The sequence below is a fragment of the Paenibacillus sp. Z3-2 genome (genome assembly GCF_054161325.1).
On sequence record NZ_CP096397.1, the window covers coordinates 2,036,831 to 2,049,591 of the forward strand.

The 12,761-nt window shown below is 45.7% G+C and carries 12 protein-coding genes and 1 pseudogene; 9 read left to right on the forward strand and 4 right to left on the reverse strand.

Going from position 1 to position 12,761, the window contains the following annotated elements:
* The first annotated feature begins 10 nt into the window (after nt 1–10).
* The 8 genes from M1D71_RS09125 to M1D71_RS09160 all read left to right on the forward strand — a co-directional run bounded on the left by M1D71_RS09125 (nt 11) and on the right by M1D71_RS09160 (nt 8,735).
* Nucleotides 11–964: an NAD-dependent epimerase/dehydratase family protein gene (locus M1D71_RS09125; protein WP_458126178.1), complete on the forward strand. Its 954-nt coding sequence runs from the start codon at nt 11–13 to the stop codon at nt 962–964.
* A 235-nt stretch (nt 965–1,199) separates the two neighbouring features.
* Nucleotides 1,200–1,439 carry a DUF896 domain-containing protein gene (locus M1D71_RS09130; protein ID WP_036670038.1) on the forward strand — a complete coding sequence of 80 codons (240 nt, stop codon included), beginning with the start codon at nt 1,200–1,202 and terminating at the stop codon, nt 1,437–1,439.
* Nucleotides 1,440–1,768: 329 nt separating this feature from the next.
* The gene (locus M1D71_RS09135; RefSeq protein WP_458126179.1) at nt 1,769–3,196 is read left to right on the forward strand and encodes an NAD(P)-binding domain-containing protein; all 1,428 of its coding nucleotides are present in this window, start codon (nt 1,769–1,771) and stop codon (nt 3,194–3,196) included.
* A gap of 136 nt (nt 3,197–3,332) precedes the next feature.
* On the forward strand, nt 3,333–3,818 hold the full coding sequence (locus tag M1D71_RS09140) for a hypothetical protein (RefSeq protein WP_458126180.1): 486 nt from the start codon (nt 3,333–3,335) through the stop codon (nt 3,816–3,818).
* 238 nt (nt 3,819–4,056) lie between these two features.
* Entirely contained in the window at nt 4,057–4,803 is a 747-nt protein-coding gene (locus tag M1D71_RS09145; RefSeq protein WP_458126181.1) for a DeoR/GlpR family DNA-binding transcription regulator, read from the forward strand.
* Nucleotides 4,804–4,805: 2 nt separating this feature from the next.
* The gene (gene pfkB, locus M1D71_RS09150; RefSeq protein WP_458126182.1) at nt 4,806–5,717 is read left to right on the forward strand and encodes a 1-phosphofructokinase; all 912 of its coding nucleotides are present in this window, start codon (nt 4,806–4,808) and stop codon (nt 5,715–5,717) included.
* An 84-nt stretch (nt 5,718–5,801) separates the two neighbouring features.
* Nucleotides 5,802–7,769 carry a PTS fructose transporter subunit IIABC gene (locus M1D71_RS09155; protein ID WP_458126183.1) on the forward strand — a complete coding sequence of 656 codons (1,968 nt, stop codon included), beginning with the start codon at nt 5,802–5,804 and terminating at the stop codon, nt 7,767–7,769.
* A 177-nt stretch (nt 7,770–7,946) separates the two neighbouring features.
* Complete coding sequence (locus tag M1D71_RS09160) at nt 7,947–8,735, forward strand: class I SAM-dependent methyltransferase (RefSeq protein WP_458126184.1); 789 nt, start codon at nt 7,947–7,949, stop codon at nt 8,733–8,735.
* 77 nt (nt 8,736–8,812) lie between these two features.
* On the opposite strand, the gene M1D71_RS09165 is transcribed toward M1D71_RS09160, so the two are convergent.
* The 3 genes and pseudogenes from M1D71_RS09165 to M1D71_RS09175 all read right to left on the reverse strand — a co-directional run bounded on the left by M1D71_RS09165 (nt 8,813) and on the right by M1D71_RS09175 (nt 11,157).
* Nucleotides 8,813–9,952, reverse strand: coding sequence for a zinc-dependent alcohol dehydrogenase (locus M1D71_RS09165; RefSeq protein ID WP_458126185.1), 1,140 nt, complete (start codon nt 9,950–9,952; stop codon nt 8,813–8,815).
* Nucleotides 9,953–10,029: 77 nt separating this feature from the next.
* Nucleotides 10,030–10,285: pseudogene (locus M1D71_RS09170) on the reverse strand (cupin domain-containing protein); the annotation flags it as partial.
* 2 nt (nt 10,286–10,287) lie between these two features.
* The gene (locus tag M1D71_RS09175) at nt 10,288–11,157 is read right to left on the reverse strand and encodes an SDR family NAD(P)-dependent oxidoreductase (protein WP_458126186.1); all 870 of its coding nucleotides are present in this window, start codon (nt 11,155–11,157) and stop codon (nt 10,288–10,290) included.
* Between the two features lie 169 nt (nt 11,158–11,326).
* On the opposite strand from M1D71_RS09175, the gene M1D71_RS09180 reads away from it, so the two are divergent.
* Nucleotides 11,327–11,764 (forward strand): MerR family transcriptional regulator, encoded by a 438-nt coding sequence (locus tag M1D71_RS09180; RefSeq protein ID WP_458126187.1) that lies wholly within the window; start codon nt 11,327–11,329, stop codon nt 11,762–11,764.
* 61 nt (nt 11,765–11,825) lie between these two features.
* Here the strand turns inward: M1D71_RS09180 and M1D71_RS09185 are convergent, their stop codons facing one another.
* Nucleotides 11,826–12,761 carry an AraC family transcriptional regulator gene (locus M1D71_RS09185; protein WP_458126188.1) on the reverse strand — a complete coding sequence of 312 codons (936 nt, stop codon included), beginning with the start codon at nt 12,759–12,761 and terminating at the stop codon, nt 11,826–11,828.

The window sequence follows — 12,761 nt, forward strand, 5'->3', positions numbered from 1 at the left end:
TCGATATACGATGAAAAAAGCTATTGTAATTGGAGCCACAGGTGGAACAGGTGCAGCGATCACGGAGGAATTGATTAGACGAGGGATTTCTACGATCGCATTTGGGCGCTCCCGTCAAAAACTGGAGCAACTTGCGGTAAAGTTGGGAACTCCAGATCACCTGCAAAACGTAGTGGGAGATGCATTTCGGTCGGATGATATTGTGGCTGCTTCCCAGGGTACCGATGTCATATTTCATTGTGCGAATGTCCCTTATAACGAGATGGAGAGCAGGCTGATTCCGCTCGGCGAATCCGTGATGGCGGCGGCAGAACACCTGGGTCTGAACGTGGTTGTAATAGACGGAATCTACCCCTATGGCAGAAGACAAATGAAGGAGGTAACGGAAGAACATCCGAAACAGCCACATACCCGCAAAGGCAAGACACGACTTGCCTATGAACAGATGTTATTCAGCATAAGATGGAGCAGAGCTCAGGTGATGATCGTACGTTTGCCGGATTATTATGGCCCAACAGCTAATCAGGCTTCCTATCTGGGTTCAACACTTGAAGCGATAGCGAAAGGAAAGATGGCTTTTTTTATCGGAAATATGAAGGTACCGAGAGAGTATATCTATTTACCGGATGCTGCGGTCATGGTGGTGGAGCTGGCAAGCAGAGATACGACGTATGGACAGAACTGGAACATTCCTGGATCGGGGATCATCTCGGGTCATGACATCGTGCGTATGGCACAGAAGGTTGCGGGGAGAAGCAAACCTGTGATGGCGTTAGGAAAAGTGGGATTGTCGTTGATCGGACTGGGTGTACCCGTTATGAAAGAAATTGTAGAAATGTTATATCTGACCGAGGAACCGCTGGTTTTGAGCAGACAGAAGTATGAGGAACGTATTGGCCCGGTTGTGGCAACCTCTTTTGAAGAAGGAATTGCTTTGACGATTAAAGAGCTGCAAGGGGAATAGAGGGAATATATTTTTTGAATTAATTGTAATTGATTGATCACTAACTATGGGGGGCATAGGCATATTGAATATGGGGTGGTGCTACGAATGGTATTGTGTGGTCTGTGCATGAGATTACCTAAAAAACTTCTTAACGGAGTTGCGCCTATGGACAAATTCGTAAAGTTGTAATAAGTTAGTTTGAAGATATTCGAAATATCTTTCAGAAATTGAACTAATAAGTGAGGTGGATTTCATGATTCCTATTTTGGGACGCATTAACGAATTAAGTCGAAAACAACGCAGCAGCGTCGGTTTGACAAAAGCAGAACAGAGCGAGCAGCATGAGCTTAGAAAACAATATTTGCAGGCTATTCGAGGTCAGGTACTGACAACCATGCTGGCAGTATCCGTTGTGGACCCACTGGGTCATGATGTGACCCCTGAGAAATTAACTAATGAAAAATTGCAGCGCCGTGAACAGGCCGGCCAATAGCATTCCATTAAAAAGACAGACCAAAAGTTACATCTTGGTCTGTCTTTTTTATTTTCTGTAAAGCATCGATCTAGAAGAAGCAACATCAAAAGAAGAGGGTACCGTCCAGTTAGGGTTTCGTACGAATTAACAAGCATGTTAGATATTTTTAGTTTTGATGACAATAAAGCTACCGCGAACTTCAAATCATCCCCGATAACTCATATAATAACGCTAATATATGTCATGATTACAAGTGAAAAACAGAATCTTCTTCATATAACTAACAAAAAACTAACATCAACAATTAAAAAAAAGTTCATATGTGTCCTTGAAAGGGTTGATGAATCATGAGCCTGGAAGATTTGAATGAACGTGTGAAGAAAGATCTATCTTATTTGTCATTTGGTGGCTCAAACTGGGTGCGCCCAAGAGAACATACGGATGGTCATGTCTATGATGTTGTCATTGTGGGTGGAGGTCAGAGTGGATTAGGGGCGGCATTTGGACTTCTTCGTGAACGGATCTCTAATATTGTCGTGATTGACGAGAATACCTCAGGCCTTGAAGGGCCTTGGGAGACTTATGCGCGTATGGTTACTTTGCGCACACCCAAGCATCTGACTTCCATCGATCTGGGGATTCCTTCGTTAACCTTTCGCTCATGGTGGGAAGCACAGGTGGGGCCCGAAGGTTGGGAAGAGGTAGACAAGATCCCGCGTGGAGACTGGATGAATTATTTGCGCTGGTATCGGGAAGTATTGAATCTGCCTATTCTTAATGAGGTAGAATTGACGGTTGTTGAGCCTATGGAGAACGGAATACATCGACTTCATGTGAACAAGGCAGGAACTCAGAAGGATGTCCTACTTGCTCGCAAAGTCGTCCTTGCTACCGGAATACAAGGTGGAGGAGAGTGGCATGTACCTTCCATGATTGCTGACAGATTACCTCGGGAATTGTATGCCCATACGTCTGAAGCGATTGAGTTTGATCGTTTAAAAGGTAAAAGAATTGCGGTGCTTGGTGGTGGTGCTTCTGCTTTTGACAACGCGAGCTATGCCCTTGCCACAGGTGTGGCGGAAGCTCATGTATTTGTACGGCGGGAACAGCTGCCTAGTGTTAATCCCATTCGTCAGATGGAACAATCCGGTATGATCGAGCGATACCACGCTCTTCCGGTTGCTGATAAATATGAAGTGATCTCTCATTTCTTCAAATTCAATCAACCACCAACCAACGATACGTTTAATCGTGCGGCAGCCTGGCCTGGATTCGAATTACATTTGAACTCGCCTTGGCTGAGTGTAGAAGCATCGGATCAGGGAGCGATTGTGCATACCCCACAGGGAACATTTACGTTTGATTTTCTGATTATTAGCACGGGTCTGCTCAGTGATCCGGCACTACGTCCTGAACTGAGGCTTGTGGAGCCACTTATCGCGCGTTGGGAGGACTGTTATCAGGCTCCGCCAGAGCATCGCAATGCATTACTGGATGCACATCCATACCTGAGTTCCGGGTTTGCGATGACGAGCAGGAGTGAGCAGGGTGAGAAAACGCTGCACGGACTGTTTGTATTCAACTACTCTGCACTTGCCAGTTGTGGTCTGTCGGCATCGGCAATATCGGGAACCAAGAGTGCGGTGCCCAAACTGGTCTCTGCCATAGCGGATCAGTTGTTCCTCGATGATCGTGAGGTTATTCTGCAACAATTCTATGCGTATGAAGAAGAGGAATTTACGGCTACATGGGTGAAAAGTGGTGCCCTCGGCTAAACGAATACTCCATAAGTTAGTGAGCGTGTGGCATCTGATGCTGCACGTTTTTTTATTTTTCACGGGATGAAGGTTACACTTGCCTCTAATTTGTTGTAAAATGTCGGTTGGAACATGTTAAAGGCAGGGATAATAGATGAATGAAATGAACTATGAGCAATTTAGGGCTCATTTGAAGAAAGCGTCGCGTAAACGAAATGTACCTTTGATTAAAATCGTTGCATTTCAAGAGAGATACATGAAGATTGAAGAAGTTCAATTTTACGATGTGGAACAAAATCATATGAGTGTTCAGGCCTGCAATACGTTGTGGATGCATCTGGAGAATAAATCTTTCCGTAATATGGTGTCCCAACATTTGCAGTTTTATAGAGACATGGAGAATCTCGGTCGGCATTCCTTTGAGAATCTGATCAAAGAACTATATGATACGTCTGTTCCTGTGCTGCTCGATTACAATCCCGCTGATTATTATAGTTTGGGCCAATTGGCTGAGATTCTGGTCATGGATGAGGAGAGGTTGATTGAACAATTGGAGATGGGCCGCTTCAAGGGGGCTTTTATTAATGAAGAAGGCAAATGGCTTAAACCCAAACCGGATGCAATGGTTGTAGAGTCATAAACGCGCATGAAAATCCTATGAATAGTTAAATCCTGCAATGCCGCGCTTGAAGCGCCGGATGCTGCAGGATTTTTAATGGATACGATGAGCACGGAATGACATCTTTATGATGGTGCGGAAGAGTATGAGTTGCGTAAGTCGAAAGATGCGGTTTTTGAAGGTTTTTAAATTATTTTGAATGAAAGTGGTTGTTTTTTGAGGGATTTATGATACTATAGAAGCAGTTGGAGGAATGAAGATGCTGACTGAAGAACGATATGCTGCAATTATAGAGCGCTTACATTTACAGGGAATTGTGAAATTGCAAGAGCTTGTTGATATTTTAGGTGCTTCTGAATCAACGATTAGACGAGATTTGATTGATTTGGAGAGTCGTCAGATGCTCAAGCGCATCCACGGCGGTGCCGCACTGGTGAATGAAAAAACGCTGGAACCGGGCATGGAAGAAAAAACGTTCAAAAACATTCAACAAAAAACGACGATTGCCCGTTTGGCTGCACAGGAGATCGAAAATGGCGAATGCATCTATCTGGATGCAGGTACGACAACGTTAGCCATGATTCCCTTTATTGAAGCCAAGGACGTAACGGTTGTTACCAACGGGCTTTCACATGTTGAAGCATTGGTCAGCAAGCGCATTCGCAGCTACTTGCTTGGAGGTATGATGAAAATTCATACCAAAGCAGTCATTGGCAGTATTGCATTACAGAACATGGATAATTTCCGTTTTGATAAATGTTTTCTTGGAAGCAATGGAGTGGACCCTGAGATGGGGTATACAACACCTGATCCCGAGGAAGCCTTGATTAAAAGGCGTGCACATCAATTGTCGGGAAAATCTTATGTGCTGGCTGATTCCAGCAAAATAGGGGAAATTACTTTTGCCAAATTGTTTGATTTGGAGGAGGCCGATTTGATTACCGAGCATATGCCAGAACACTGGCGGCCTGGAATCGCCCAGAAAACTAAAATAATTGAGGGATAACGATGATATATACGATAACACTTAACCCGTCCATTGATTACATCGTGGAAGTGGATGAGCTGAAGCTTGGCGGACTGAATCGAATGAATCGGGATTTGAAGCTCCCTGGTGGCAAAGGCATTAATGTCTCTCGCATCCTGAATCAACTTGGGGCAGATAACACGGCTATTGGTTTCCTTGGTGGATTCACGGGACGTTTCATTAATGACAAGTTGCATGAAGATAACATCCGAACTGACTTTGTTACGATTGCAGATGATACCCGCATTAACATTAAGCTGAAGCATGGAGAAGAGACCGAAATTAATGGTCTTGGACCTGCAATAAGCGCAGAAGAGGCAGATCAGTTGCTACGCAAATTATCTTCATTGCAAAAAGGAGATATTGTCATTCTGTCTGGAAGTGTGCCACCTTCTCTTGGATCGGATTTCTATGATCGTCTCATTAAAGTATGCAAGCAAACGGGTGCCGAATTCGTAATTGATACGACTGGACCTGCGCTAATGGAAGCACTTGTACATGAACCATTGCTGGTGAAGCCGAATCATCATGAGTTGGCTGAACTGTTCGGTGTAACCATCGAGACTCGCGAGGAACTGGTGTTATACGGGCGTAAGTTGCTCGAAGCCGGTGCTAAACATGTGTTGATCTCCATGGCAGGCGAAGGTGCATTATTCATTACCAAAGCGGAAGTTCACCATGCGAATGTGCCAAAAGGTAGCGTGAAAAACTCAGTGGGTGCCGGAGACTCCATGATTGGCGGATTCGTAGGTACCTATGTCCTGAACGGGGACCTGCTGGAAGCTTTCCGGACAGGGGTTGCATCCGGAAGCGCGACTGCGTTCTCCGATGACCTGGCAACACGTGAACGAATTGATGAACTGCGTAATCAAGTAACCATTACGGCGATCTAGTCAAACGGGCATATAAATGTATTCATTGTAATGTAGTGCGGCCTGCACATCGCAGGCCGATAGAACTTAAGGGAGTGTACCAAGATGAGAATAACAGACTTGATGATCCAGGAAACGATGATCATGGACCTGCAAGCCACAACCAAAGACGAGGCTATTGATGAATTAATTGCAAGCCTTAATAGAAGCGGACGTATTAATGATCCGATCCTGTTCAAGGAAATGATCTATAAAAGAGAAGCTGAATCCAGCACAGGTATTGGTGGCGGAATTGCGATGCCTCACGCCAAAACTACAGCGGTGAATGAACCAACGGTTGTATTTGCCAAGAGTAGAAAAGGACTTGATTTTGAAGCGTTGGATGATCAGCCAGCTCATGTGTTCTTCATGATTGCGGCTCCAGAAGGCGCAGGTAATACCCATCTGCGTACGCTTGCAGCTCTTTCCAGGTTGTTGATTGATAGCGATTTCATCTCACAACTGATGAGCACAGACACACCTGCAGAAGTCAGTGCATTGTTTGATGCCAAACAGGCGGAAGCAGCAGAGAAGGAAGCCGCCAAAGAGAAAGCAAAGGCTGAAAAAGCTGCAAATGCCGTATCCGCTTCTACTACTACTAAGCAACAGAATACCTCTGGTGTGATTGTAGGTAATGCGAATTCGGAGGATTTTGTTGTTGCGGTTACAGCCTGTCCGACAGGTATAGCTCATACATTTATGGCTGAAGATGCACTCAAAAAGAAAGCTCAGGAAATGGGCATTAATATTCGCGTAGAGACAAATGGCTCTGAAGGCGCACAGAATGTTCTCACTGCTGACGAGATTGCCCGCGCCAAAGGGGTTATCGTTGCCGCAGATAAAAATGTGGAGATGGCACGTTTCGATGGTAAACCGGTATTGCAAAGACCGGTGAGCGATGGAATCCGAAAATCCGAAGAACTGATTCGCAAGGCCGTTAACGGCGATGCACCGATCTATCGCAGTCAGGGCGGAAATGCCAAGGAAGAGGGCGCAAGCACTGGCAAGGTTAGTGTAGGTAGCAAAATCTATAAAGATCTGATGAATGGTATCTCGCATATGCTGCCATTCGTTGTAGGTGGCGGTATCCTGCTAGCAATCTCCTTCTTGTTCGAACAGATTGCTAGTCCTGAAAATCCGATTGTACAACTGCTTCAAACCATCGGTGGCGGAACAGGTGCGTTCCACTTCCTGATTCCGGTACTTGCCGGATTTATCGCGATGAGTATTGGTGATCGCCCGGCCCTGATGCCTGGTATGGTCGGTGGATTGATGGCAGTTAACTCGAACGCTGGTTTCCTTGGCGGTTTGGCTGCCGGTTTCCTGGCTGGTTATGTAGTCATTGGACTCCGTAAGTTGTTCAAAGGTTTGCCGAAAGCGCTAGATGGCTTAAAACCAATCTTGCTGTATCCGGTATTCGGCTTGCTGATCGTGGGTGCAATCAGTTTCTATGTGTTTGATCCAATCTTTGGTTCCCTGAATACTTGGCTTGTAGACGCACTTGGTAATCTGGGTACAGGTAATGCGGTATTGCTGGGCGTGCTGCTTGGCGGCATGATGTCCATCGATATGGGTGGACCTTTCAACAAAGCGGCTTACACGTTCGCCATTGGCGTATTCACATCCAGTGGTAACACAGACGGTGCATGGATGGCAGCGGTTATGGCAGGCGGTATGGTACCTCCTCTGGCCATTGCACTTGCAACCACGTTCTTCAAATCCAAATTCACGGAGCAAGAACGCAAGTCTGGCCTGACTAACTATGTACTTGGATTCTCTTTCATCACAGAAGGTGCAATTCCATTTGCTGCGGCTGATCCATTACGTGTATTGACTTCATGTATTCTGGGTTCCGCTGTTGCCGGCGGACTGACACAACTGTGGAGCATTAATGTACCTGCTCCGCATGGCGGGATCTTCGTTGCAGCACTGGCGAACCACGCACTGTTATTCCTGCTCGCTGTTGCGATTGGTGCTGTGATCTCCGGTCTGATCCTGGGACTGTGGAAGAAGTCGCCAACGCTCGTGAAGTAACCATAAGGATTAGTACTAGAGGTTAACATGTCATTGTTATGATGATTAAAATATAAGAAGCATCCCCTGAGTGGAATTCACTTGGGGGATGCTTTTATATTTATCTGTGGTAAAATAAAAATAATTATGTTATGAAACTAGGTTTCGTCTAATGAAACAAATGTAGGAGGAATTGGAATGGCTGATGTAATCAAGAGTCAGGTACAGAAGCAGTTTGCAAAAAATGCGGAGAAATACGTTACAAGTGCTGGACATGCCAAAGGTGAGGATCTCGCGCTGCTCGTGGCTTCATCTCAAGCCACTCCGGATATGAGGGTGCTGGATATCGCCACTGGGGGAGGCCATGTAGCTAATGCTCTGGCTCCACTTGTGCAGCAGGTGACAGCCTTGGATCTGACGGAGGAAATGCTCCAGGTAGCTGAACGGTTTATTCGGGGAAATGGGCATCGTAATGTAGATTTTGTAGCCGGGGATGCAGAGAAGCTGTCTTTCGACGATGATTTCTTTGACCTTGTCACCTGCCGAATCGCTGCACACCATTTTCCAGACGTTTCTTCCTTTGTCTCTGAGGCACTACGCGTCTTGAAGCCTGGTGGAAGGTTGTTATTGATTGACAACGTGGCTCCTGAACGCGATGAGAATGACCAGTTTTACAATGAAGTGGAGAAGTATAGAGATGCAAGCCATGTTCGGGCATGGCGCAAGACGGAATGGATTCACTTGCTGGAGTATGCCGGATTCCGAATGGAAACAATGGTTTCCTTCCAGAAACGCTTTAAGTTTGAAGAATGGTGTAACCGTGCAGCACTGCCGAGTCAAGAGAGAAGGGAACTTGAAGCGAGTATGTTGAGTGCACCATCTATCATCAGAACATTTTTTAACTTTGAAGAGACCGGGCAAGGTAACCTCGTTAGCTTCCAAGGAGAAAGTGTGTATATTCAAGCCATTAAGCCGACTTATGGATAAAAATAAAACAGGCAGACGTACCTTGAATAGGTATATCTGCTTGTTTTATTTTGCATATTTAAAACCGAAATATCGGCTCAGGGTTTGAGTATAACCTTGGTGCATTCATCTTCATGATCGTTGAAAATGCGGTACGCATCGCTTGCATTCTCCAGCGAAATTCGATGGGAGATGATCTCGGTTGGATCAAATTCACCAGCAGTGATCTTGCGGAACAACTCAGGCATATAATGTATAATAGGGGCTTGTCCCATTCTGAGATTAATATTACGTTCAAACAGATTGCCTAACGGAAACATGTTGTAGGATGAACCATACACACCCGTCAATTGAAGGGTGCCGAATTTGCGGATAGCTTTCATGCCGATTTCGATCGCGCTTAGGGTGCCGCCGTGAAGTTTTAGCTTCTGCCCGATTTCTTCCAGCATGTTCTTTTTGCCATCCATACCCACACAGTCGATAACAACGTCGGTCCCGCCTTTTGTAATCTCACGAATGTGCTCGCCCATATCGTCGTAATCCTCAAAATTAAAGATCTCTGCATCATTTAAGCGTTTGGCTTTCTCCAGCCGATAGGGTAGTCGATCCACAGCAATAACGCGTTTGGCACCTTTCATCCAGGCGAACTTCTGCGTCATCAGCCCAATGGGTCCACTACCGAGTACAGTAACTGTATCTCCCGGTTTGACTCCTGCATTCTCGACACTCCAGTAAGCGGTTGGGAGAACATCGGACAGGAACAATAAAGCTTCATCTTCCAATTCGCAGGATTCCGGAATCACAAACGGTGTGAAGTTCCCGTAGGGGACACGCAATAATTCTGCCTGACCTCCGGGGTGGTTTCCGTAGCGTTCGGTGAATCCGAAATAACCACCTGTATGAATATCCGGGTTACCGTTGGAATTATCGCATTGGCTCTCCATGTCATGATTACAATAGAAGCATTCACCACAAGAGATATTAAAAGGCAGGACTACACGGTCCCCCTTCTTCACACGTGTCACTTCCGGACCCACTTCTTCTACAATGCCCATCGGTTCATGACCGATAACGTAATCTTTGGCAGCAGGCAAGGCTCCCTGATAAATGTGCAAATCGGATCCACATATGGCCGTTGAAGTAATACGAACGATAATGTCATCCTTCTGTTGCAGTTTGGGATCCTCAACCTCTTTGACTTGAATATCCTTGATTCCCTGAAACGTAACGGCTCTCATCTTCATATTCCTCCTTGTATAGTGGGATTCTCTGACAATTACCCTATTTCGGTACAAATGATAGAGGTGCATACTACATTCAATGACACATCCTCAAAGCGATCAACTCCGGAATATCTCCAAAAACCATAATGTGTCTGTACCGGTATTCTATATATAGTGTCCCAATGCCGCGGGTACATATCCCACATCTCCAGCCCGATAATTAAATGTGTGAGCAATGCCATTGCCTCCGAAGACGGTCATTCTTCCTTGTCCTGTCAGATAGTATGGCCATTCATCTGCATTGGGATGCCAGTGCAATTCCCGTACACCTCCAGGCGTCAGACTCATGTTCACGCCACGGGATTTCCAGACTGATTTATAAGGAAACGCTGCTCATATATCTCATTAACTCGATGTAGAACGGCAGGGCCTTGCTCTGTGAAACGAAGGGCTGTCGCTTTATTTTTAACCAGAAACGTACCGGATTCATGTCTGGTTGATGAGAAGGCCCCATTGTAGAGCAGGGACGCGCCATGGCTCGGATGGGGAAAGAACCATTTCATAATGGGTTTGATATAGAAGGGCAAGCCGGATGTTTTATTGCCTCTTAGCGTATTATTTCCACCGGGATCTACACTTAGCAGTTGTATGCCATCCGCTTTGGCAGACTTGGCAACCTCGCGTGTCCATAGAGAGAGGCCGAGCTTCGAAATGGCATAGGGCCCAAACAGCTTTTTGAATTCAGTCGGACGTTCCAGAGTGTTCAGATCGAATTGTTTGACCATATTGAAAGCAGTGGTAGAGGTATTAACGACTGTTTTCATTTGTCCTTTGAGCAATAGATCAACTAAATCCATGTAGATGATGTAAGGGACCACAGTCTGAAGTTCAAAGTGCATTTCATGTCCCTGATCAGAAAAACGAAGTTCAGCAGCGCTACCTCCTGCATTGTTAAATAAGACATCAATCGAATCGGTATCGGATTTAATCTGATCCAGTGCCGTTCTCAGACTGTCGTAGTTGGTCAGGTTAGCCTGAACCAACCGGAGCTGGCCTGATCGTAATGCGTTCTGAATATCGGTATCGTCAGTAGGGAAAGTGGAACGATTAAGACCAATGACCTGCCAATGTTCGGCCAGTAACTTGCGGGTCAGTTCTAGCCCGATTCCTGACGTTGAGCCTGTGATAAGAGCGGTGCGAAGTTGATTTTGTATATTCATATATACCTCCAGAAAGAATGGGATTACAGAACGAATCTGTATGCTGCGCTCATTCTACAACTTGGAGTCGACTCCAAGTCAAGGGGGTAGATGGAAGAGCGGATCATGCTTGACTTGGAGCTGACTCCAAGTTGTAATATAGAGAGAAATGAATGTGGAGGAGGCCCATATGATGAGCGAAAATGAATTGTTCTCCATTAAAGAAACGTCAGAACAGGCTGGATTATCGGAAGATACGATTCGTTATTATGAGAAAATTGGACTTCTTCCCCGAGCTGAACGCAAGGTCAATCGTCATCGGGTATACCGCCCGGAGGATATTCAAACGATGAAGTTGATCACTTGCCTGAAAAAAACAGGGATGTCTCTGGAGGAAATGAAGCCTTATCTGCAGATGTCCATGGATTCGGATCTGGCAGATTTCCCGGAGGAACGGGAGATGCTGGTGAATCATCGGAAGAAAGTTGAAGCGCAGATTGCTTCGTTACAACAGGTAGTGGATTTTATCGACGAGAAGTTGCATAAACGAAGTATGTTTCCTGATGAATGCCCTATTACCGGTGAGAACCAAATGTCTGTATTTCAAAAAAAGAATATATTCTCCTGATGGTCATGCTTTCCATTGGAATTCGAAAACCCACGTCATAATGGCGTGGGTCTTTCTTTTTTTAATGTTCAATTTCGAGTGTATGGCGAAGGCGTTTGATATCGCTTTTTGGGGGAAGACCATACATTCGAGCATACTCCCGGCTGAATTGGGAAGGGCTCTCATAGCCGACTTGGAACGCGGCATCGGCGGCATCGGTTGAACCAGAAAGCATCATTCGCCGGGCTTCCTGGAGCCGGATCTGTTTCTGGAATTGCAATGGACTCATGGCAGTGATGGCTTTGAAATGATGATGCAAGGAGGAGGAACTCATGTTGACCATTGCAGCGAGCTGTTCAATTCGAAGTGGTTTAGCGTATTCGGACTGGATGACTTCGATGACTTCAGCGATGTGCTGTGCATGACTATTTTGAACCGCAAACTGCATAACAGAATGTCCATGTTCATCCTGAATAATGCGATATAGAATCTCACGGATGAAGAGTGGAGCAAGGACAGGAATGTCCTTGGGTGTGTCTAGCAATCCAACCAATCGGAATACGACTTCAAGTAGTGGGAGCTTGGTTGAACTAACAAACAACCCACGGCTTGTTAAGTTGTCTGGTTTGGGTGGTGCGCAAGGGGTATCACGAATCAGATCGAAGATCTGCCCTGGATCAAAATCCAGTCGCATGCATAGATAGGGATTTTCATTGGTTGCTTGCACAACCTGCCCTGAGATAGGCAAGTTTACGGAAGATACTAAATATTGAGATAGGTCGTAGGTATAGCTCTCCCGTCCCAGTATAACTAATTTGGACCCTTGGGCGACAATACAAAGGGCAGGCTGATGAACAGAAAATATGGGTTGTGAGATCTCTGAGGCGCGGATTAAGGCAAGCGAAGGAATTGCCGTCGCATGGATCCCATCAATAGGGGTGAAACGCCCGATTAGAGAAGCCAACTTTTGCTGTTGCTCTATAATTTCATGATCCATTTTCGTTGTTTTTAAAAGCAT

What these genes read in the sequence shown, in the direction of transcription:
- M1D71_RS09155 (WP_458126183.1), top strand. Translation starts at nt 5,802, where the DNA reads ATGAGAATAACAGACTTGATGATCCAGGAAACGATGATCATGGACCTG.
- M1D71_RS09160 (WP_458126184.1), top strand. Translation starts at nt 7,947, where the DNA reads ATGGCTGATGTAATCAAGAGTCAGGTACAGAAGCAGTTTGCAAAAAAT.
- M1D71_RS09145 (WP_458126181.1), top strand. Translation starts at nt 4,057, where the DNA reads ATGCTGACTGAAGAACGATATGCTGCAATTATAGAGCGCTTACATTTA.
- M1D71_RS09135 (WP_458126179.1), top strand. Translation starts at nt 1,769, where the DNA reads ATGAGCCTGGAAGATTTGAATGAACGTGTGAAGAAAGATCTATCTTAT.
- pfkB (WP_458126182.1), top strand. Translation starts at nt 4,806, where the DNA reads ATGATATATACGATAACACTTAACCCGTCCATTGATTACATCGTGGAA.
- M1D71_RS09175 (WP_458126186.1), bottom strand. Translation starts at nt 11,157, where the DNA reads ATGAATATACAAAATCAACTTCGCACCGCTCTTATCACAGGCTCAACG.
- M1D71_RS09125 (WP_458126178.1), top strand. Translation starts at nt 11, where the DNA reads ATGAAAAAAGCTATTGTAATTGGAGCCACAGGTGGAACAGGTGCAGCG.
- M1D71_RS09180 (WP_458126187.1), top strand. Translation starts at nt 11,327, where the DNA reads ATGATGAGCGAAAATGAATTGTTCTCCATTAAAGAAACGTCAGAACAG.
- M1D71_RS09185 (WP_458126188.1), bottom strand. Translation starts at nt 12,761, where the DNA reads ATGCTTTTAAAAACAACGAAAATGGATCATGAAATTATAGAGCAACAG.
- M1D71_RS09165 (WP_458126185.1), bottom strand. Translation starts at nt 9,952, where the DNA reads ATGAGAGCCGTTACGTTTCAGGGAATCAAGGATATTCAAGTCAAAGAG.
- M1D71_RS09140 (WP_458126180.1), top strand. Translation starts at nt 3,333, where the DNA reads ATGAATGAAATGAACTATGAGCAATTTAGGGCTCATTTGAAGAAAGCG.
- M1D71_RS09130 (WP_036670038.1), top strand. Translation starts at nt 1,200, where the DNA reads ATGATTCCTATTTTGGGACGCATTAACGAATTAAGTCGAAAACAACGC.